This window comes from Kosakonia oryzae (assembly GCF_001658025.2).
GTDB lineage: Bacteria > Pseudomonadota > Gammaproteobacteria > Enterobacterales > Enterobacteriaceae > Kosakonia > Kosakonia oryzae.
The window spans coordinates 663,638-684,500 of sequence record NZ_CP014007.2 but is presented as its reverse complement, the minus strand read 5'-3'; the positions used below and the strand labels follow the sequence as shown (position 1 = coordinate 684,500).

General features: G+C 54.4%; 22 protein-coding genes and 1 riboswitch. Of the genes, 8 read left to right on the top strand and 14 right to left on the bottom strand.

Features of this window, described 5'->3' with window-relative positions; all coding sequences use genetic code 11:
* From AWR26_RS03340 to AWR26_RS03330, 3 genes are all read right to left on the bottom strand, one after another.
* On the bottom strand, positions 1–645 hold the full coding sequence (locus tag AWR26_RS03340) for an ABC transporter permease (RefSeq protein WP_007370097.1): 645 nt from the start codon (positions 643–645) through the stop codon (positions 1–3).
* Positions 642–1,739, bottom strand: coding sequence for an ABC transporter ATP-binding protein (locus AWR26_RS03335; RefSeq protein ID WP_043956500.1), 1,098 nt, complete (start codon positions 1,737–1,739; stop codon positions 642–644). The genes AWR26_RS03340 and AWR26_RS03335 overlap by 4 nt, the downstream gene beginning before the upstream one ends.
* A gap of 126 nt (positions 1,740–1,865) precedes the next feature.
* Positions 1,866–2,120, bottom strand: coding sequence for a hypothetical protein (locus tag AWR26_RS03330; protein WP_139227932.1), 255 nt, complete (start codon positions 2,118–2,120; stop codon positions 1,866–1,868).
* Between the two features lie 85 nt (positions 2,121–2,205).
* On the opposite strand from AWR26_RS03330, the gene hutU reads away from it, so the two are divergent.
* Genes hutU through hutG form a run of 3 tightly spaced genes read left to right on the top strand, consistent with a single transcriptional unit; the run spans position 2,206 to position 5,933 of the window.
* Positions 2,206–3,882, top strand: coding sequence for a urocanate hydratase (hutU, locus tag AWR26_RS03325; RefSeq protein ID WP_064563557.1), 1,677 nt, complete (start codon positions 2,206–2,208; stop codon positions 3,880–3,882).
* A 49-nt stretch (positions 3,883–3,931) separates the two neighbouring features.
* Positions 3,932–5,140, top strand: coding sequence for an imidazolonepropionase (gene hutI, locus AWR26_RS03320; protein ID WP_064563555.1), 1,209 nt, complete (start codon positions 3,932–3,934; stop codon positions 5,138–5,140).
* Positions 5,133–5,933: an N-formylglutamate deformylase gene (gene hutG / locus AWR26_RS03315; RefSeq protein ID WP_064563553.1), complete on the top strand. Its 801-nt coding sequence runs from the start codon at positions 5,133–5,135 to the stop codon at positions 5,931–5,933. The genes hutI and hutG overlap by 8 nt, the downstream gene beginning before the upstream one ends.
* Positions 5,934–5,978: 45 nt before the next feature.
* Here the strand turns inward: hutG and parE are convergent, their stop codons facing one another.
* The 5 genes from parE to nudF are packed head-to-tail and all read right to left on the bottom strand — an operon-like array spanning position 5,979 to position 10,391.
* Positions 5,979–7,871 carry a DNA topoisomerase IV subunit B gene (gene parE / locus AWR26_RS03310; protein ID WP_064563551.1) on the bottom strand — a complete coding sequence of 631 codons (1,893 nt, stop codon included), beginning with the start codon at positions 7,869–7,871 and terminating at the stop codon, positions 5,979–5,981.
* 41 nt (positions 7,872–7,912) lie between these two features.
* The gene (yqiA, locus tag AWR26_RS03305) at positions 7,913–8,488 is read right to left on the bottom strand and encodes an esterase YqiA (protein ID WP_064563549.1); all 576 of its coding nucleotides are present in this window, start codon (positions 8,486–8,488) and stop codon (positions 7,913–7,915) included.
* On the bottom strand, positions 8,488–9,315 hold the full coding sequence (cpdA, locus tag AWR26_RS03300) for a 3',5'-cyclic-AMP phosphodiesterase (protein WP_064563548.1): 828 nt from the start codon (positions 9,313–9,315) through the stop codon (positions 8,488–8,490). Before cpdA ends, yqiA begins: the two co-directional genes overlap by 1 nt.
* A 24-nt stretch (positions 9,316–9,339) precedes the next feature.
* Positions 9,340–9,762 (bottom strand): DUF1249 family protein, encoded by a 423-nt coding sequence (locus AWR26_RS03295; RefSeq protein WP_007370088.1) that lies wholly within the window; start codon positions 9,760–9,762, stop codon positions 9,340–9,342.
* The gene (gene nudF, locus AWR26_RS03290; RefSeq protein ID WP_064563546.1) at positions 9,759–10,391 is read right to left on the bottom strand and encodes an ADP-ribose diphosphatase; all 633 of its coding nucleotides are present in this window, start codon (positions 10,389–10,391) and stop codon (positions 9,759–9,761) included. The genes AWR26_RS03295 and nudF overlap by 4 nt, the downstream gene beginning before the upstream one ends.
* Before the next feature lie 208 nt (positions 10,392–10,599).
* On the opposite strand from nudF, the gene tolC reads away from it, so the two are divergent.
* The 3 genes from tolC to AWR26_RS03275 all read left to right on the top strand — a co-directional run bounded on the left by tolC (position 10,600) and on the right by AWR26_RS03275 (position 14,034).
* The gene (gene tolC / locus AWR26_RS03285; protein ID WP_064563544.1) at positions 10,600–12,051 is read left to right on the top strand and encodes an outer membrane channel protein TolC; all 1,452 of its coding nucleotides are present in this window, start codon (positions 10,600–10,602) and stop codon (positions 12,049–12,051) included.
* Between the two features lie 148 nt (positions 12,052–12,199).
* Positions 12,200–12,868, top strand: coding sequence for a DUF1190 family protein (locus tag AWR26_RS03280; protein WP_035887827.1), 669 nt, complete (start codon positions 12,200–12,202; stop codon positions 12,866–12,868).
* A gap of 5 nt (positions 12,869–12,873) precedes the next feature.
* Complete coding sequence (locus tag AWR26_RS03275) at positions 12,874–14,034, top strand: glutathionylspermidine synthase family protein (protein ID WP_064568944.1); 1,161 nt, start codon at positions 12,874–12,876, stop codon at positions 14,032–14,034.
* Positions 14,035–14,114: 80 nt separating this feature from the next.
* On the opposite strand, the gene AWR26_RS03270 is transcribed toward AWR26_RS03275, so the two are convergent.
* The 4 genes from AWR26_RS03270 to ygiD form a co-directional block, all read right to left on the bottom strand.
* A complete protein-coding gene (locus AWR26_RS03270) occupies positions 14,115–15,401 on the bottom strand; it encodes a TRAP transporter large permease (protein ID WP_043956491.1) in 1,287 nt (428 codons plus the stop codon).
* A gap of 25 nt (positions 15,402–15,426) precedes the next feature.
* The gene (locus AWR26_RS03265) at positions 15,427–15,936 is read right to left on the bottom strand and encodes a TRAP transporter small permease (protein WP_064563542.1); all 510 of its coding nucleotides are present in this window, start codon (positions 15,934–15,936) and stop codon (positions 15,427–15,429) included.
* Between the two features lie 79 nt (positions 15,937–16,015).
* The gene (locus AWR26_RS03260; protein ID WP_064563540.1) at positions 16,016–16,993 is read right to left on the bottom strand and encodes a TRAP transporter substrate-binding protein; all 978 of its coding nucleotides are present in this window, start codon (positions 16,991–16,993) and stop codon (positions 16,016–16,018) included.
* Positions 16,994–17,309: 316 nt separating this feature from the next.
* Positions 17,310–18,098: a 4,5-DOPA-extradiol-dioxygenase gene (ygiD, locus tag AWR26_RS03255; protein ID WP_064563538.1), complete on the bottom strand. Its 789-nt coding sequence runs from the start codon at positions 18,096–18,098 to the stop codon at positions 17,310–17,312.
* Positions 18,099–18,294: 196 nt separating this feature from the next.
* On the opposite strand from ygiD, the gene zupT reads away from it, so the two are divergent.
* A complete protein-coding gene (zupT, locus tag AWR26_RS03250) occupies positions 18,295–19,071 on the top strand; it encodes a zinc transporter ZupT (protein ID WP_064563537.1) in 777 nt (258 codons plus the stop codon).
* Between the two features lie 34 nt (positions 19,072–19,105).
* Here zupT and AWR26_RS03245 read toward each other — a convergent pair whose 3' ends face one another.
* Positions 19,106–19,279 carry a hypothetical protein gene (locus AWR26_RS03245; protein ID WP_007370077.1) on the bottom strand — a complete coding sequence of 58 codons (174 nt, stop codon included), beginning with the start codon at positions 19,277–19,279 and terminating at the stop codon, positions 19,106–19,108.
* 237 nt (positions 19,280–19,516) lie between these two features.
* Entirely contained in the window at positions 19,517–20,170 is a 654-nt protein-coding gene (ribB, locus tag AWR26_RS03240; RefSeq protein WP_035887841.1) for a 3,4-dihydroxy-2-butanone-4-phosphate synthase, read from the bottom strand.
* Positions 20,171–20,276: 106 nt separating this feature from the next.
* A riboswitch (FMN riboswitch) is annotated at positions 20,277–20,426 on the bottom strand.
* Between the two features lie 122 nt (positions 20,427–20,548).
* Here ribB and ubiK point away from each other — a divergent pair.
* Positions 20,549–20,845 carry a ubiquinone biosynthesis accessory factor UbiK gene (ubiK, locus tag AWR26_RS03235; RefSeq protein WP_064563535.1) on the top strand — a complete coding sequence of 99 codons (297 nt, stop codon included), beginning with the start codon at positions 20,549–20,551 and terminating at the stop codon, positions 20,843–20,845.
* Positions 20,846–20,863 lie beyond the last annotated feature (18 nt).

Genomic DNA, 20,863 nt, shown 5'->3' with positions numbered 1-20,863 from the left:
TTATCCCCTTTGCGGTTGCCAGCGGCTTAACGAACGGGTTATCGCCACCACCAGGCAATCCAGAATGAAAGCCAGCGCGATGCACAGCACAATCCCGGCGATAATCGGGGTGAGGAACTGAAGCTGAAAACCCTGGGTAAACAGCGAACCTAACTGCGGCGCGCCAATCAGCGCGGCCACCGACACAATGCTGACGTTAGAAACCACCGCCACGCGCAGCCCGGAGCCGATCACCGGCACGGCAAGCGGCAGGTCGATCTGCAAAAATTGCTGTAGCGGCTTGTACCCCAGCGCGAAAGCGGACTGGCGGGTATCTTCGGCAACGGAATCCAGCCCGTCGCACACGGTTCTAACCAGCAGCGCGAAGCTGTAAATGGTCAACGCAACGACCACGTTGATCGGGTCGAGAATCTGCGTATTCAGCAGCGGCGGCAGCAGCACGAACAGCGCCAGCGAAGGAATGGTGTACAACAGGCCGAACAGGTTCAGCACGATCCCTTTCACTTTCGGCAGGTTGTTCACCGCCCAGCCCACCGGGATCGCCAGCAGCAGGCCGATCAGGATTGGCGTAATCGACAAATAGCAGTGCCAGAGCAGCAGGTTGAGGATCCTGTCGCTTTGCCCCCACAGCCAGTCAAATCTCATAGCGCCTCCTGGGTCAGCGATTTGCAGGCATCCAGCACATTTTCCAGCGCCAGCGATCCCAGCGGGGCAAGCTGTTCATCAACCACCACGGCGCGATGGCAGGGAGAGCTGAGCGCCGAATCCAGCAACTGGCGCAGCGTGCCGCCCTGCGGAGAAAACGTCGCGCCGAGATTGACGTTTTCCGGCGCAATCACCGTTACCTGCTGATGCGTATCAAACCAGCCGCAGGCTTTGCCCTGCTGCGTCACCAGTAGCCAACGTTGCGCGCTGATACCACGCGCCTGCGCAAGGGTTGCGCCCATTTCGATGGCCGGTTCCGCCTGCAATGCCGTCAGTGGTGCGGAGGTGTGGAAACTGAGTTTGCGATAACCGCGGTCGCGGCCAATGAAATCGGCAACAAATTCGCTCTGCGGCGCATTCAGCAATTCGCCCGGCGTCGCCAGTTGCGCCAGCTTGCCGCCAGGCTTCAGCACCGCAACGCAATCACCCAGTTTCATCGCTTCATCAATATCGTGGGTGACCATAATGATGGTCTTGCTGACCTCTTTCTGAATGCGCAGAAACTCTTCCTGCAACTGTTCACGCACGACAGGATCGACTGCGCTGAAGGGTTCGTCCATCAGCATAAATTCCGGATCGGCGGCCAGCGCGCGCGCCACACCGACGCGCTGCTGTTGCCCGCCGGAGAGCTGCCACGGATAGCGTTTCGCCAATTGCGGCGCCAGACCGACCACTTCCAGTAATTCCGCCGCTCTGGCCCTGGCTTTGCTTTTCGCTGCGCCATTAAGGATGGCGGTGGTGGCGATGTTGTCGATGATGGTTTTATGCGGGAACAACCCGGCATTCTGGATCACGTAACCAATGCGCCGACGCAACTGCACCACATCCATCTGCGCGGTGGATTCACCATTGAGCAAAATCGTGCCGGAAGAGGGTTCGACCAGCCGGTTGATCATGCGTAATGAGGTGGTTTTGCCGCAGCCCGACGGCCCTACCAGCACGGTAATTTTGCCTCCTGGCGCGACAAAGTTCAGGCCATCGACCACGACGGTACCGTCGTCGTAATGCTTGGTCACATTGTTGAAAGTAATCATCGTTACGCCTTATGGTCATCACTTGCCGTCCCGTTGTGACGGCGATGCAAAATGCTTTATGTATATCCTTGTATGTACAACTTGCAAGCCATGTGCCATAACGTAATCGCAACATATATCGATAAATTAAAAACCATTAAAAACAATAACATAATAATATCTCGTTAATAAAATCAGTCTAACCAGGCGGATTACCTCTGCTTTATCGCCCTGTTCTCTCGCCATAAAACAGCGCATTAATGCACTTAAAATGATCATTTTTCTGCCGTTAAGCACAATAATAGTGCAGTAAAGCACGCTAAAATCCCTTCCCTCAGCGCCTCCCGGAAAACAGTAAATTACAAGTTGCTGTTTTACATAGATAATAAATAAATCGATCAAAGTGGCACCATATGTGCTTATCATGTATATACAAGACAACGTCAGTAAGCATTTATCCTGCTATCAAACAAAGAAGGTAAACCGCATGAGTAGTGAATTTTCCCGTTATCGTGATGTTGAGATCAGAGCGCCGCGCGGCACGACATTGAATGCGAAAAGCTGGCTGACCGAAGCGCCGCTGCGCATGCTGATGAACAACCTTGATCCCGAAGTCGCGGAAAACCCGAAAGAGCTGGTGGTTTACGGGGGGATTGGACGGGCAGCGCGTAACTGGGAGTGCTTTGACAAAATGGTGGAAGCGCTGAAGCAGCTTAACGATGACGAAACGCTGCTGGTGCAATCCGGCAAGCCGGTCGGCGTGTTTAAAACCCACAGCAATGCGCCGCGCGTCCTGATCGCCAACTCCAACCTGGTTCCCCACTGGGCTAACTGGGAACACTTCAACGAACTGGACGCTAAAGGGCTGGCGATGTACGGCCAGATGACCGCAGGCTCCTGGATCTATATTGGCAGCCAGGGGATCGTTCAGGGCACATATGAAACCTTCGTCGAAGCGGGTCGCCAGCACTATAACGGTTCGCTGGTTGGCCGCTGGGTGCTGACCGCCGGTCTGGGCGGTATGGGCGGCGCACAGCCGCTGGCCGCCACGCTGGCGGGCGCCTGCTCGCTGAACATTGAGTGTCAGCAATCCCGCATCGATTTCCGCCTGCGTACCGGCTATGTGGATGAGCAGGCAACGGATCTGGACGATGCGCTGGCGCGTATTGAACGCTACACCCGCGAAGGCAAAGCCATCTCTGTTGCGCTGCACGGCAATGCGGCGGAAGTCTTACCGGAACTGGTTAAACGCGGTGTTCGTCCGGATATCGTGACCGATCAAACCAGCGCCCACGATCCGCTGAACGGCTATCTGCCGATTGGCTGGCAGTGGGAAGAGTATCGCGAACGCGCGAAGACGGAGCCAGCGGTGGTGATTCAGGCGGCGAAAGCCTCTATGGCGGAGCACGTTAAAGCGATGCTCGCCTTCCAGCAGCAGGGCATTCCAACCTTCGATTACGGCAACAATATTCGCCAGATGGCGAAAGAGATGGGCGTCAGCAACGCCTTCGATTTCCCGGGTTTTGTGCCTGCTTATATTCGCCCGTTGTTCTGCCGCGGTATCGGGCCGTTCCGCTGGGCCGCGCTCTCCGGCGATCCGGAAGATATCTATCGCACCGATGAAAAGGTGAAAGAGCTGATCGCAGATGATGCGCATCTGCACCGCTGGCTGGATATGGCGAAAGAGCGCATCAGTTTCCAGGGCCTGCCAGCACGTATTTGCTGGGTGGGTCTGGGGCAGCGCGCGCGTCTGGGGCTGGCGTTTAACGAAATGGTGCGTCGCGGCGAAGTCTCGGCACCGATTGTCATTGGCCGCGATCACCTGGACTCCGGCTCCGTTGCCAGCCCGAACCGCGAAACCGAAGCGATGAAAGATGGCTCCGATGCGGTTTCCGACTGGCCGCTGCTGAATGCCTTGCTCAATACCGCCAGCGGCGCAACCTGGGTTTCCCTGCACCACGGCGGCGGCGTCGGCATGGGCTTCTCACAGCATTCGGGGATGGTTATCGTCTGCGATGGCACGGATGAAGCGGCAGAACGTATCGCCCGCGTACTGCATAACGATCCGGCGACGGGCGTGATGCGCCATGCCGATGCAGGCTATGATTCCGCTGTTGCCTGTGCCAAAGAGCACGACCTCAACCTGCCGATGATTACAAAGTAAAACCGGTGGCGCGGCGATGGCCGCGCCGAACCATGACGGGAGAACGCGGATGCGCATTTTATGGCGTCACTGCCAGATTGCCACCATGGAAGCAGGCAAATACAACCTGATTCCCCATGCGGCGATGATCACCGATGGCCCGCGCATTGAATGGCTGGGCGAAGAGGGAACGCAGCCGGACGATGCGATTGATCGTGAAGTGGATCTGCACGGACGGCTGGTTACGCCCGGACTGATCGATTGCCATAGCCATAGCGTGTTTGGCGGCGATCGCAGTCAGGAGTTTGAGATGCGTCTCAACGGCGCAAGTTACGCGGAGATCGCCGCAGCCGGCGGCGGCATTATCAGTACCGTGAATGCCACCCGTCACGCCAGCCAGCAACAACTGCTGGAAAGCGCCCGCAAACGCATTCACGCGCTACGCAAAGATGGCGTTACCACGCTTGAGATCAAATCCGGCTACGGCCTCAGCTTTGCCGATGAAGGCAAAATGTTGCAAGTGATCCGCGCGCTTAGCGCAGAAATGCCACTCACTATCTTTAGCACCTGTCTCGCAGCGCATGCATTGCCGGGCGAGTATCAGGGGCGCGCCGACGACTATATCGACGAGATTTGCCAGCACTGGCTGCCCGCCTGGCACGCACAAGGGCTGGTCGATGCGGTCGATGCTTTTTGTGAACATCTGGCTTTTTCACCGTCGCAAGTGGAGCGGGTTTTCCATAAAGCGCAACAGCTTGGCTTACCGGTAAAACTGCATGCCGAACAGCTTTCACTGCTGCACGGCGCTGGTCTGGCCGCCCGCTACAACGCGCTTTCCGCCGATCATCTGGAGTATTTGTGTGAAGAGGATATCGTGCTGATGGCGGAGCATGGCACCACAGCCGTTCTGCTGCCGGGTGCCTTTTACTTTCTACGCGAGAGCCAGCAGCCGCCGGTGGCGCTACTGCGTCAACATCAGGTGCCGATGGCCATTTCCAGCGATCTGAACCCCGGCACGTCGCCGGTGTTGTCTCTGCGCCTGATGATGAATATGGCCTGCACGTTGTTCCGTCTGACACCTGAAGAAGCGCTGGCGGGAGTGACCTGTCATGCCGCCCGCGCGTTAGGTATCAGCGATCGCTGCGGTACGCTACAGGCAGGTAAAGAGGCCAGCTTTGTCGCGTGGGATGTTGCTCATCCGGCAGAACTCAGCTACTGGCTGGGTGGAACGCTGTCGAAACAGGTTATTTATCAGGGGGAGGAAGTGTGGCATGACTAACGGATTCGAATTACATCAGGGTCGGCTGCCGCTGCTGGTCAGCATGCCCCATCCCGGCACGCAATTGACGCCGGAGATCGCCCGCAGCCTTACCGTGCGGGCGCAGCGCCTGGAGGATACGGACTGGCATATTCCGCTGTTGTATCAGCCGATTCGCGAGCTGGGTGCCAGCGTGCTAAGCGCTAATTATTCCCGCTATGTCGTGGATTTAAACCGCCCGGCGGATGACAAACCGCTATACAGCACGGCGACCACCGGCCTGTTCCCGGGGACTTTTTTTGACGGCGAGCCGCTGTTCGAAGCGGGCAAAGCGCCGGATGACGCCACGAAAGCCGCCATTTTGCACAACATATGGCAGCCTTATCACCAGGCGCTGGCGCAGGAACTGGCACGGTTGCGCGACACCTTCGGCTACGCGTTGCTGTGGGATGCGCACTCTATCAAATCGGTGGTTCCTCGTCTGTTCGAGGGCAAACTGCCGGATCTGAATTTTGGCACTGCCGATGGGGCAAGCTGCGCGCCGGATCTGAGCCGCGCATTGCTGGACTGCTGCGATGCGTTTCCGCACTACACCAAAGTGCTCAACGGCCGCTTTAAAGGCGGGTATATCACCCGCCATTACGGCGCACCGCAACAGAACATTCATGCGGTACAACTGGAAGTGGCGCAGTGCTGCTACATGGATGAGACGAGCTTTGCGTTCTGCGAAGAGAAGAGCGAACGCTTTCGCGAACTGTTGAGCGCCCTGATAAACACGGCGCTGGCATGGGGCGAACAGAACCTGAGCCGCTAAATAAAAAGGGATGCGCTAAGCATCCCTTTTTCGTGGTGGGGTTTATCAGGCTTCGATATCGGCCATATCGCCTTTTTCTTGCAGCCAGTTGCGGCGATCTTCGGAACGCTTTTTGGCCAGCAGCATATCCATCATGGCAGTGGTTTGCTGCTCATCTTCATCGCTGATGACAAGCTGTACCAGACGGCGGGTGTTCGGATCGAGCGTGGTTTCACGAAGCTGCATTGGGTTCATCTCGCCCAGCCCTTTAAAGCGCTGCACGTTCGGTTTGCCTTTCTTGCGCTTCAGTTGTTCCAGCACGCCGGTTTTCTCTTCTTCCGTCAGCGCGTAATACACCTCTTTGCCGAGATCGATACGGTACAACGGCGGCAGCGCCACGTAGACGTGGCCTTGCTTCACCAGCGCGCGGAAGTGGCGCACGAACAGCGCGCACAGCAGTGTGGCAATGTGCAGACCATCGGAATCCGCATCGGCGAGGATACAGATCTTGCCGTAGCGTAGCTGGCTGAGATCGTCGCTGTCCGGATCGATACCGATCGCCACGGAAATATCATGCACTTCCTGCGAGGCCAGCACTTCGTCCGAAGAGACTTCCCAGGTATTCAGGATCTTACCTTTCAGCGGCATGATCGCCTGATATTCACGATCGCGCGCCTGCTTAGCGGAGCCGCCCGCCGAGTCACCTTCCACGAGGAACAGCTCGGTACGGTTCAGATCCTGCGCGGTACAGTCCGCCAGTTTACCCGGCAGCGCCGGACCGCTGGTCAGCTTTTTACGCACCACTTTTTTGGCGGCGCGCATACGGCGCTGGGCGCTGGAAATCGCCATTTCGGCCAGCAGTTCAGCGGTCTGAATATTCTGGTTCAGCCACAGGCTGAAGGCATCTTTCACCACACCGGAGACAAACGCGGCGCACTGACGGGAAGAGAGCCGTTCTTTGGTCTGCCCGGCGAACTGCGGATCCTGCATTTTTACCGACAGCACGTACGCGCAGCGTTCCCAGATATCTTCCGCCGAAAGCTTCACGCCGCGCGGCAGAATATTGCGGTATTCGCAGAACTCGCGCATGGCATCCAGTAGCCCCTGGCGCAGGCCGTTAACGTGCGTCCCGCCCTGCATAGTCGGGATCAGGTTGACGTAGCTTTCTGTCAGCAGCTCGCCGCCTTCCGGTAGCCACAACAGCGCCCAGTCCACCGCTTCGGTTTCAGCGGAGAAATTACCAATAAACGGTTTTTCCGGCAGCGTCGGCAGGCCGTTGACCGCTTCGCACAGGTAGTCGTTCAGGCCATCCTGATAACACCAGCGCTGCTCGGCGTTGTTCACTTCATCTTTGAAGAGGATTTCCACGCCGGGGCAGAGTACGGCTTTTGCTTTCAGCAGATGCGTCAGGCGGGAAACCGAGAAACGCGGGCTATCAAAGAAGGACTCATCCGGCCAGAAATGGACGCTGGTTCCGGTATTGCGTTTGCCGCAGGTACCGATAACCTGCAGATCCTCGACCTTTTCGCCATTTTCAAACGCAATGCTGTAAATCTGTCCGTCACGTTTAACCTGCACTTCCACGCGACGCGACAGGGCGTTCACCACAGAAATGCCAACGCCGTGCAAGCCACCGGAGAACTGATAGTTTTTATTTGAGAATTTACCGCCCGCGTGCAGACGGCAGAGGATCAGCTCAACGGCCGGAACGCCCTCTTCCGGGTGAATGTCCACCGGCATGCCGCGCCCGTCGTCGATAACTTCCAGCGACTGGTCGGCGTGCAGGATCACCTCCACGCGTTTGGCGTGCCCCGCCAGCGCCTCATCGACACTGTTATCAATGACTTCCTGCCCGAGGTGGTTTGGGCGAGTGGTATCGGTGTACATCCCCGGACGGCGGCGAACCGGCTCAAGCCCGGTGAGTACCTCTATGGCATCAGCGTTATAGGATTGCGTCATGGTTTGTTCGTAGATAGTGACCGCATCGTTTCCCTGTCGGCTCAATGCAGCCCAAGGAAATCGATAATCTGTGTGAAATGATTCTCAAAGCCCACAAAGGCATGATTCCCGCCCTCTTCTACAGTCTGGCGACAGGCATCGTAATAGGCCACCGCCTGGCGGTAATCGAGCACTTCGTCCCCGGTCTGTTGCAGCAGCCAGATAAGATCCGGCGCTTCAAGCGGGTCAACTTGCATCACTTTGAGCTCGTAAATATGGCGAGACTCTAGCACATATTGTTCCCCAGTGTAGGGATTCTCGTTATTGCCGAGGTAATCGGCCAGTAACTGAAACGGACGCACCGCCGGGTTGATCACCACCGCGGGCAGCATAAAGCATTGCGAGAGCCAGGTTGCGTAGTAACCGCCCAGCGACGATCCGACGACGCCAAGCTGCCGCCCGCCCTGCTCAAGCACCAGCGACTCCAGCAATTCGGCAGCCGCGGCGGGATAAGGCGGCAACTGCGGCACCAGCACGTCGATGTCGGGATAGTGCTGCGACAGCCATTGCGTCAACTGCGTGGCCTTCGCCGAACGCGGCGAACTGTTAAAGCCATGCAGATAGAGAAGAGTGGACATTAGTAGCCTTCTGAAGCCGTATCGGGGCGGAACTGCGTGCTCTCCAGCCGGCAGACTTCGGTATGCAGCGTTCCGTCGTCGTAGAGATCCAGCCAGCGCCAGCCCGGTGCAATGGTATCGAGCGTAAAGTTGGCGCAGTGCGGTTTGAACTGCACGCAGGTTGAAGGCGTCGCCAGCAGGCGGCGGCCATTCCAGTCGAGATCCAGCTCCTGGTGAATATGCCCGCACAGCAGGTGGCGCACATTCGGGAAGCGCTGAAGCACATTATTCAGCTCGCCCGCGTTACGCAGGCTGTGCTGATCGAGCCAGCTACAACCGGATGGCAGCGGATGGTGATGAAGCAACAGCAAGGTGTGCCGCTCCGGACTGTCGGAAAGTTTATTCTCCAGCCACTCAAGCTGAAATTCGCTCAATTCGCCGTGCGGGACGCCAAATACCTGGCTGTCCAGCAGCAGGATTTGCCAATGATCGCCGATAAATACGCGTTTTGCAGGGGATATTCCCGCGTCCTGTAATGCGCTGTACATAGCGGGCTGGAAATCGTGATTACCCGGTAACCAGACGCAAGGCGCAGTGAATCGTGCGATGCCTTCAGCAAAATGCTGATAAGCCGCAGCGGAGTGATCCTGTGCCAGGTCGCCGGTGGCGACGATCAGATCGCAAGGGCGCTTCTGGGCCTGGATAGCCTCCAGTACCGCCTGATAACTTTCCCAGGTATTGACCCCTAACAGCGTCTCGTGCTTTTCGGCAAACAGGTGAGAATCAGTAATTTGTAAGACCCTGACTCTGGACTCACCGGCCAGAGAGAGGTTTAACAGGCTTTCCAAATGGTGTCCTTAGGTTTCATGACGCTAACAAACCGGAATCGCCATTGCTCCATGTGCTAAACAGTAACGTAGCCAATCGGCCAGAAACTGATTAATTTGATGCTTTTCGTCGCGTTGATGCAACTTTTTATTAGGATAATCATAACGCGCTTTGAAACGAAAGATCTGCTGACTTGAACACACTTCAGCGACCATCGCGTCGTGGTACAGGCGCACCGTCATGGACGGCAGGCTCCAGTAGCTCACGGCAGGCACCGTCTGTTCAATTTCCACCAGCGTCGTATAACGCGTCGCTTCAACAATCGTTAACCGGTATTGTGCGTTAGTCACCTGATAGCTCACCGTTTGGCCCGCTTCATCATTACGCGGCAACAGACGACGCAATTGAGCGAAATTGGTTTCGCACAGGCGCATCATTTCAGGGAAGTCAGGTGTATAGCGCTTCATTTTTTCCACTCGTTTCGTAAGCTCTCATGATGCAGTTGCAGCCATTGCAGGGCGATGACAGATGCTGCGTTATCGATTTTCCCCTCTTCTACCCACTGGTAAGCCTGCTCCCGACTCACCACATGAACCCGAATATCTTCGTTTTCATCCACCAGACCATGAACACCTTCGGCCTGAGTGGCATCCACTTCACCGACAAAGACGGCAGAACGCTCGCTGGTGCCGCCAGGGCTTGCCAGATAGCTCAATACTTTTTTTGCGCGCCCGACGGTTAACCCTGCTTCTTCGACAGCTTCACGGCGCACCACATCTTCTTCGGTTTCACCTTCTTCAATCATACCGGCGACCATCTCCAGCAGCCACGGGCTTTCGCTGGTATCGAATGCCGCAATCCGGATCTGTTCGATCAGCACAACTTCGTCGCGCACTGGGTCAAAGGGTAGCAAGACTGCGGCGTGACCGCGTTCAAAAATTTCACGGCGTACTTCGCCGCTCATCTCACCATTGAATAAACGGTGGCGAAAGCGGTAAAGATCAAGCGAAAAAAAACCGCTATAGAGTGTTTCTCGTGCAATAATTTCTACATCGTTTTTTGTGAAAGTCATTTCGGGGGATATTGGCTTATTCATTGGCGACATCTCATTCGGAAATAATGACAAAAATCTGGATTTCAGACCCGTTTAATTACTGTTGCAAGCGCTATATGTTACATTGGTGCAAATTTATGCCAATGGCACGGAACGCCAAGCTGAGGCGATGCCCGTTTCTGCTAGAATCGGCGATTATTTTTTCCCAATTTAGACCAGCGCTAATACTGCTTCACAACAAGGAATGCAAATGAAGAAATTGCTCTCCCTCCTTATCGGTCTGAGCCTCACCGGTTTCAGCACCATGAGCCAGGCAGAAAACCTGCTTCAGGTATATCAGCAGGCTCGTTTGAGTAACCCGGATCTGCGTAAATCCGCCGCCGATCGCGATGCCGCCTTTGAGAAAATTAATGAAGCGCGCAGCCCTTTATTACCACAGCTCGGTTTGGGCGCTGATTATACGTATACCAATGGCTTTCGTGATAGTAATGGCGTCGATTCGAATGTGACCAGCGGCTCTTTGCAACTGACGCAAACTATTTTTGATATGTCGAAATGGCGCGCGCTGACGCTGCAGGAAAAAACGGCTGGCATTCAGGATGTCACCTGGCAAACCGATCAGCAAACCCTGATTCTGAATACGGCGACTGCCTATTTTAACGTGCTGAGCGCGATTGATGCGCTCTCTTACACGGAAGCGCAGAAACAGGCAATTTACCGTCAGTTGGATCAAACCACCCAACGTTTTAACGTTGGCCTGGTCGCCATTACCGACGTACAGAACGCCCGTTCTCAGTATGACAGCGTGCTGGCGAACGAAGTGACCGCCCGCAACAACCTCGACAATGCCCTGGAATCATTGCGTCAGATCACCGGCAACTACTATCCGGAGCTGGCGTCACTGAATGTCGATGGCTTTAAAACCGACAAACCGAAGCCGGTGAACGCACTGCTGAAGGAAGCGGAAAGCCGCAACCTGACGCTGCTGCAGGCGCGTCTGAGCCAGGATCTGGCGCGTGAGCAAATTCGCCAGGCGCAGGACGGCCATCTGCCGACGCTTAACTTAACGGCGTCCACCAGCGTTTCGAATACCAAATACAGCGGTTCTGCGACGCGTGGCAACCCAGTTGCCTCCTCTTCCTATGCGGATCGGGATATCGGTCAGAACTCTGTTGGCCTGAGCTTCAGCCTGCCGCTTTATAGCGGTGGTTCGGTAACGTCACAGGTTAAACAGGCGCAGTACAACTTTGTTGGCGCGAGCGAACAGCTGGAAAGCGCGCATCGTAGCGTCGTACAGAACGTGCGCTCCTCTTTCAACAACGTGAACGCGTCTATCAGCAGCATCAACGCCTATAAACAAGCGGTTGTTTCTGCCCAAAGCTCCCTGGATGCGATGGAAGCGGGTTACTCCGTGGGTACGCGTACTATTGTTGATGTGCTGGACGCGACCACCACGCTGTATAACGCCAAACAGCAGCTCTCCAGCGCGCGTTATAACTACCTGATCAATGAGCTGAATATTAAATCGGCGCTGGGTACGTTGAACGAGCAGGATTTGCAGGCGCTGAACAACTCGCTGGGTAAAAACGTCTCCACGGCGCCGGAAAGCGTCGCGCCGGAGAACCCGCAGCAGGATGCAAGCGTTGATAACTTCAGAGGCAACGTACAGCCTGCCGCAGCACGCACCAGCGTTAAACGTTAATTAATCAGCATCGATCCGCAACGGGGGCAATCCAGCCCCCGTTTTTACGTAAGGCAACGTAAAGGCCTCCCCTCCTCGCTTTAACTTCAACCACTCATCCTCTATCCTGAGCGTTTTACGTATGCCTTTGGGATCCAGGAAGATAACAATGAAACGGACAAAAAACATCCAACACGCGACGTTCCGCAAAAGCTGGAGCGCACGTCATTTAACACCTGTCGCACTGGCGGTGACTGCCGTTTTCATGCTGGCGGGCTGTGAAAAAAGCGACGAAACGGTTTCCCTGTACCAGAATGCGGACGATTGTTCGTCGGCAAACCCGGGGAAAAGCGCTGAGTGTAAAACCGCTTACAACAACGCACTGAAAGAAGCTGAGCGTACAGCGCCGAAATACGCGACGCGCGAAGACTGCGTGGCAGAATTTGGCGAAGGCCAGTGTCAGCAGACGCCGGTTCAGGCTGGCATGGCGCCGGAAAATCAGGCGCAGGCTCAGTCCGGCGGCAGCTTCTGGATGCCGCTGATGGCGGGCTATATGATGGGCCGCCTGATGGGCGGTGGCGCAGGTTTTGCCCAGCAGCCGCTGTTCAGTTCGCGTAATCCGGCAAGCCCGGCTTATGGTCAGTACACCGATGCTTCCGGTAAAGGCTATGGCGCAGCGCAACCGGGCCGCACCATGACCGTACCGAAAACGGCTATGGCGCCAAAACCGGCGACCACAACCACGGTGACCCGAGGCGGCTTTGGTGAGTCTGTCGCGAAGCAGAACACGATGCAGCGCCGTGTAAGCGGTACGCCGACCCGCTCAATGGGCGGTTGATGGTCATGGAAAGAATCGCAATTCCCGAACGCCCGGACTGGCGCGAAAAAGCCACCGAATATGGTTTTAATTTTCACACCATGTATGGAGAACCGTACTGGTGTGAAGAAGCGTACTACAAGCTGACGCTTGCTCAGGTTGAGAAGCTGGAAGAGGTTACCGCTGAGCTGCACCAGATGTGCCTGAAAGTGGTGGAAAAAGTGGTTGCCAGCGATGAGCTGATGGCCAAATTCCGCATTCCAAAGCACACCTGGGGCTTTGTACGCCAGTCGTGGGCAACGCAGCAACCGTCGCTCTATTCGCGTCTCGATCTCGCCTGGGATGGTGTGGGCGAACCCAAATTGCTGGAGAACAATGCCGATACGCCAACGTCTCTGTATGAAGCCGCTTTTTTCCAGTGGATCTGGCTGGAAGACCAGCTTAACGCCGGAAATTTGCCGGCGGGCAGCGATCAATTCAACAGCCTGCAAGAGCAGCTCATTGCGCGTTTCGCCGAGCTTCGCGAGCAGCACGGTTTCCAGTTGCTGCACTTCACTTGCTGCCGGGATACCGTTGAAGATCGCGGCACCGTGCAGTATTTGCAGGATTGCGCGGCAGAAGCGGAGCTGGCGTCGGAGTTCCTCTATATCGAGGATATCGGCCTTGGCGAGAAAGGCCAGTTTACCGATCTTCAGGATCAGGTGATTGGCAATCTGTTCAAGCTTTATCCGTGGGAATACATGCTGCGCGAAATGTTCTCCACCAAGCTGGAAGATGCCGGTGTTCGCTGGCTGGAACCCGCCTGGAAGAGCATTATTTCCAATAAAGCGCTGTTGCCGCTGCTGTGGGAGATGTTCCCCAATCATCCCAATCTGCTGCCTGCGTACTTTGCCGAAGACGATTATCCGCCAATGGAAAAGTACGTCGTGAAACCGATTTTCTCCCGTGAAGGCGCAAATGTGTCAATCGTTGAGAACGGGAAAACGGTCGAGGCGGTTGAAGGACCGTACGGCGAAGAGGGTATGATTGTGCAGCAGTTCCACCCGCTGCCAAAATTCGGCGACAGCTATACGCTGATCGGCAGCTGGCTGATCAACGATCAACCTGCAGGAATCGGCATTCGTGAAGATCGCGCGCTGATCACCCAGGATCTGTCACGTTTCTATCCGCATATCTTTACCGAATAACGTAAAAGCGCATCTCCGTGGTGACCATAACAACCCGGCCAAACGCGCCGGGTTTGTTTTTACAGGCCCAACCGCCATCCCTAAAGTACGCCAAACAGTTTCGGCAGAAACAGCGAGATCGCCGGAATATACGTCACCAGCATCAGCACGAAGAACAGGATCGCATAGAACGGCAGCATCGCTTTCACTACCTGCTCGATCTTCTGTTTACTCACCGCGCTGGCGACAAACAAGACCGATCCCACCGGCGGTGTAATCAGCCCAATACCAAGGTTGACCAGCATGATCATGCCGAAGTGCACCGGATCGATCCCCAGCGCATTTGTCACCGGCAGCAACACCGGCGTGAGGATCAGGATCAGCGGCGCCATATCCATCAGCGTGCCAATCAGTAACAGCATGATATTAATGCACATCAGAATAACGTACTTGTTATCCGAGATACTGGTGAACGCTTCGGTGATGCGGGCAGGAAGCTGCATATAAGTCATGATCGCGCCGAATGCAGCGGCAAAACCAATCAGGATCATCACAATGCTCACCGTTTTTACGGTGCGATACATCAGCTTCGGTAACTCCGACCATTTGTAATCGCGGTAGATGAACATCGTGACGAAGAAAGCCCACAGGCAGGCAATTGCCGCTGACTCCGTGGCGGTAAAGATCCCCGAGAGAATGCCACCCATGATGATCACCACTGTCATCAGCCCCCAAAGCGTATCAACAAAAATCTTTAACGCCTGGCGAAACGGTACGCGCTCGCCTTTCGGATAACCGCGTTTGTGGGCAAATGCCACGCACATCACCATCAAGGTAAAACTAAGCAGTAATCCCGGCAGGATCCCGGCGATAAACAGCGCAGCAATCGAGACTGTGCCGCCGGTTGCCAGTGAATAGATTACCGAGTTATGGCTGGGCGGCGTCAGGATCGCCTGCACCGATCCACTGGCAGTGACGGCCGCAGCAAAATCGCGCGGGTAACCTTTTTTATCCATCTCCGGGATCATCACCGAGCCTATCGAGGCAGTATCCGCGACCGACGATCCGGAGATCGCGCCGAAAAAAGTCGATGCCACAATATTCACCAGCGACAGGCCGCCGCGAATAAAACCGACAAATATATAAGCAAAATTCACCAGCCGACGCGCAATACCGCCCTCAGCCATAATCGCTCCGGCGAGAATAAAGAAAGGGATCGCCAGCAGTGAGAATTTATTAACGCCGTTGGTCAGTTGGATCATCACGGCTTCCAGCGGAATATCGATATACCATGCGCCCAGTACCGCGCTAATCCCCACGGCATAAGCGACCGGAACACCTACCGCCAGCATAATGGCTAACGTAAAAACGAGAATAAATGCATCCATAAACGTTCCTTACTGGATGATCGGATTAACCCGACGAGCCCACTATTACCACCGGGCGGTGATATTGCGCGCCACACAACATCTTTTCGAGAATAAACAGCAGCGTAATTGCCGAGCCGATCGGCAGCGGTAGATAGGTCTCACCGGCGGTAAAAAACGGGAATTCAGCGACAGGCTGCTCCCATAATTCGGCACACAGCGCGCTGCTGTACCAGAGAATAAAGAGGCTAATCGCCATCAGCATCAGATCGGCGACCACAAAACAGATCTTACGTACGCGTTCGCTTAAGCGGTCAGTGACCATACTGACGGCAATATGTGAACCCGCGCGGTAACTTACCGCTGCGCCGACAAAGGTAAACGTCACCATGCAAATAATGGCGATCGGTTCCGGCCAGGATAAAGCGCTGTTCATCACGTAGCGCGCAAAGATCCCCACCGGAATAATCGCCACCATAATCAGCAGCGCAATACCGGCGATCCACATTGATATTCGGTAAAGGATATCCATCAACAACGAATAGCGTTCAGCCATAACGATTTTCCCGCAGCAGAAAATAAAGATATCACCGACAAAATAATTATCGGGGCAAGGTTTCCCCTGCCCGTAGCCGTTATTGCACCTCTTTAATGCGGGTTATCAGATCCTGATGGTCTTTGCCGTATTTATCGCGTACTGATTGTGTCGCTTCGTAAAAGGCAGCGGTATCCATATCATGGAATTGCACGCCGCCCGCTTTCATGGCTTCCAGCGACTTCGCATTGTAGGTTTTCCATAATTCACGCTGTTCAGCCTGGGCTTCTTTTGCCAGCTTGAGGATCAATTCCTGATCCTCTTTTTTCAATTTATCCCATTTGACTTTAGAAAATAAAAACAGCTCCGGAATAATAAAGTGCTTACTCCAGGTGTAATTCTTCACAACGGGTAAATAGTTATGGGCAACAAAAGTTGGAGGGTTATTTTCTGTGCCATCAATCACGCCGGTTTGCATACCGCTAAATACTTCACTAACGCCCATGGCGACCGAGTTGGCTCCCATGGCTTTCAGCGTATCGAGTGCAATCGGGCTGCCCTGAACGCGGATTTTCATACCTTTCAGCTCTTCCGCTTTCGTGACTGGCGCTTTGGTAATCAAATTACGCGTGCCGGCATCCATCCAGCCAAGGAATACCAACCGCGATTTACTGCTTTCCGACAGGCGATTGCCAATCTCCTGGCCAATCATTCCGTCGAGCACTTTATGCATATGATCTTCATCACGGAAAATATAGGGCAGTGTAAAGACATTGATCTCCGGTAATATTGCTGCCACTGGCGTCATCGACACGCGAATAATATCTATTGCACCGATTTGCGCCTGCTCAATAACCTGTTTCTCATCACCTAACACACCGCCAGGAAAGGTTTTAATATCCAGTCGACCATCCGTAGCTGCACTGAGTTTTTCCCCCATATGTTTTACCGCAACAACATTGGGGTAATCTGCCGGGTGAACATCGGCTGCACGAAAAGTTTGGGCTAAAGAGGCGTGAGAGATAAACAGCAGAGCGGAACTAATACAGACTTTTAGTAAGGTTTTCGCTGAATTCATATTTCCGTGTCTCCAGAGGTTTACTGTTTTTGAGGTAAATAAGAGCGACCACGAACAAGGGTTCGGGGTAACACACCAAATAATTTTTATGGGATTGTCTGAGACAGTAGACTCTTTGAGAGTAGTCACTCGGCAGGATTCTTGCGACGATAACGTTCACAAAAAAGAGTAAATTCAGCACAGCGTTTTATTTTTGCAGTACAGGTCTTTTTATTTTCAAAAAAACCGTGTTTCAGAGGTGATTTTTTGCGATCTTCCTCGAATTTCTCTACATCCAGAAGAATAAAATGGGTGGCTACCAGGGCCACCCTTCATTTTAACCTACCTGAACCGAAAGCATGCTCAGCGAACCCATCTCAATACCGTCCACCGGGATAGTAATGGCCTCGGTGCCGTTCCATGCACCCAGCATATACAGCAGCGGCAGGTAGTGATCCGGCGTTGGGTTAGACAACGATCCGCCTTCATGGTCGAGGTAATTTACCAGCGGATGCTGCTCAGCCGGCCCCTGCCAGGTGAGGTTCGCTTTCACATAATCGTTGAACGATGTCGCCCACGGATACGGCGTATTTTCGCCATGCCAGCGCGCAGTACGCAGGTTATGCACCACGTTGCCACTCGCCACCAGCATAATGCCCTCATCGCGCAGCGCCGCCAGCTTGCGGCCCATCTCAAAATGCCATGCCGCGGGTTTCGTGCTGTCGATACTGAGCTGCACCATTGGGATATCGGCATTCGGGTACATCTTAATCAGTACGCCCCACGAGCCGTGGTCAAAACCCCAGGCTTCCTTATCAAGCACAACGGGCACCGGCGCCAATAAATCAACCAGGCGCTGAGCCAGTTCCGGCGATCCTGGTGCCGGATAATGGGTATCGTACAACGCCTGCGGGAAACCACCGAAATCATGAATAGTTTTCGGCGCTTCCATCGCGGTAACACCAGTACCGCGGGTAAACCAGTGAGCGGACACCACCACAATCGCTTTCGGGCGCGGCAGCGTCTCGCCTAACATTCCCCAGGCGCGGGTATAAACGTTATCTTCCAGAACATTCATTGGGCTACCGTGGCCCAGGAACAGTGCTGGCATACGAGATGCAGACATGGTGATATCCTTACTGAGTGTGTCAATTTGATAACGACACATTACGCCTTTTCATGGCGCGAAGAACTCAGATAACCATGATGAAGATCTTCAGTAATTTTGAATGTAAGCATCAAGTAAAGATAAGGCTCCGGCCTCGCTTTTCAGGTAACAAACTCTTACATTAATGAGAATGATTATCATAAAGGAGTGATTCATGTCGGTACCGTTAATTCTGACCATCCTGGCGGGTGCAGCGACCTTTATCGGCGCGATTCTTGGCGTATTAGGCCAGAAACCATCAAACCGCGTACTGGCGTTCTCACTCGGCTTTGCTGCCGGAATTATGTTATTGATTTCGTTAATGGAGATGTTGCCCGCTGCACTGGCGACGGAAAATATGTCACCGATGCTCGGTTACGGCATGTTTGTCGTGGGCCTGCTGGGGTATTTCGCGCTGGATCGCATGTTACCCCATGCACATCCGCAGGATTTAATGCAGGGAACGCAGCAAACCTTTCCGCGCGGTTTGCGCCGTACCGCCATTTTGCTAACCCTGGGCATCAGTCTTCACAACTTTCCGGAAGGCATCGCCACTTATGTCACCGCCAGTAACGACCTGGAATTAGGCCTCGGCATCGCTTTTGCGGTCGCGTTGCACAATATTCCTGAAGGACTTGCGGTTGCCGGGCCGGTTTACGCGGCAACCGGTTCAAAACGCAGCGCGGTATTCTGGGCGGGAGTCTCAGGGCTGGCGGAGATCCTCGGCGGCGTCCTGGCATGGTTGATCCTCGGCAGTCTGGTCTCGCCAGTGGTAATGGCGGCCATTATGGCAACCGTCGCCGGGATTATGGTGGCATTGTCGGTGGATGAACTGATGCCGCTGGCGAAAGAGATCGATCCCAACAACAACCCCAGCTACGGCGTGCTGTGCGGTATGTCGGTGATGGGCTTAAGTCTGGTGGCGTTGCAGACGATGGGATTTAGCGGCTGAGGATCGGGATGCTCTTGCTGAGGGCTGAAGCGTCTTACTCGCCCTGTCCGACGCGGCGAGTTTTCTTCAGCTCTTCGAGCACCCGTTGATAAGCTTTATAGATCGCTTCGCGATCGTGGCGGCAGGCTTTGCAATGACGTTTAAGTACGTGGACATAGCCGAAAACGACGATGACAATCGCCAGAAGCCAGTACCATGAGATAAACATATTGCCTCCCTTATTTCCGGCAAACATTGGTTAACAAACCAATGACAAAATAGCATTAACTTAATGACTTATAAGGCTTTAAAAGCGTTTTTCATGTCCATTGAACAGGTACCACTTTATAAGTAGCACCGTGAAATTTCAACGTGTGAATATTATAAACGCGACAAATATTGACGCAGGACAGGCAAAAAAAAAATCCGCAGCTTTTGGCCGCGGATTTTTTATCACTCACGCAAGTTAGCTGGCTTTGCGCTCATGTTCCTGGCGGTAGGCCACCAGATCTTCAATGGTCACAACAGCCATATTGTGTTGCTTAGCAAATTCGATGCACTCCGGCGCGCGCGCCATTGAGCCATCATCATTGGTTAATTCACACAGCACGCCCGCCGGTTTAAAACCCGCCAGCGTCACTAAATCGATTGTTGCTTCTGTATGGCCGCCACGGGTCAATACGCCGCCCGGCTGCGCGCGCAGCGGGAAAACGTGGCCAGGACGGTTCAGATCGGAAGGTTTCGCGCCATCGGCGATCGCCGCGCGAACGGTGGTAAGACGGTCAGCCGCCGAAACACCGGTTGTTACGCCATGCGCCGCTTCGATGGTAACGGTAAAACCGGTGCCGTAGGCACTGGTATTGTTCTCGACCATCATCGGCAGATCGAGCTGTTTACGGCGTTCGTCGGTCAGGCACAGGCAAACAATGCCGCTGCCGTGGCGAATAGTCAGCGCCATCTGCTCAACGGTCATGGTTTCTGCAGCGAAAATCATATCGCCTTCATTTTCACGGTCCTCGTCATCGAGCACCATCACACCACGGCCTTCACGCAGCGCGGCGAGGGCATGTTCAATACGTTCGAAAGGCGTGCCAAAAGAAGAAAGCAGCGTCTGATTCATGGTAAAAGACCTCAATAAAGTTATGGTTACCAGAATCAGGGCAGTCTTAGGAGTGTCGCAATGCGGCAAAAAAATAACGCGAGCGGGCGTCATTGCCCGACAGATTCGTTACTCTCTCCCATCCGGACTTTAACCGTCGGCCCCGGAATTACACCGGATCTGCTGACCTTCAAACGTTAGCCTGAAGCGCTCGCGGGCTTTCAGCATCTGCTGATTTACCGCCGGTGGGGAATTTCGCCCCGCCCTGAGAATAAGCGGGATAACTATAACGCCATTGATAATCTTCGGCAATCCATAACCTTCAAACAATTCTGGTTTATCACCTGGGGTTATCACACTACAATGACTTATTGAGCCTATCCGAGCAGGGAACCTAAAATGATTGACCCAAAGAAAATTGAACAGATTGCGCGTCAGGTTCACGAATCCATGCCCAAGGGGATCCGTGAGTTCGGGGAAGATGTGGAAAAGAAAATTCGTCAGACGTTACAGGCGCAGTTAACCCGCCTGGATCTGGTGAGCCGCGAAGAATTTGACGTGCAAACGCAGGTACTGCTGCGCACCCGCGAGAAACTGGCGCTGCTGGAGCAACGCCTGAGTGAACTCGAAAACCGGGGTAAAAGTGCAGAAGTCAAACCCGCTCCGGCCATTCCACCGGTAGACGATCAGGCGTAATTTCTTTTGCGCCGCATG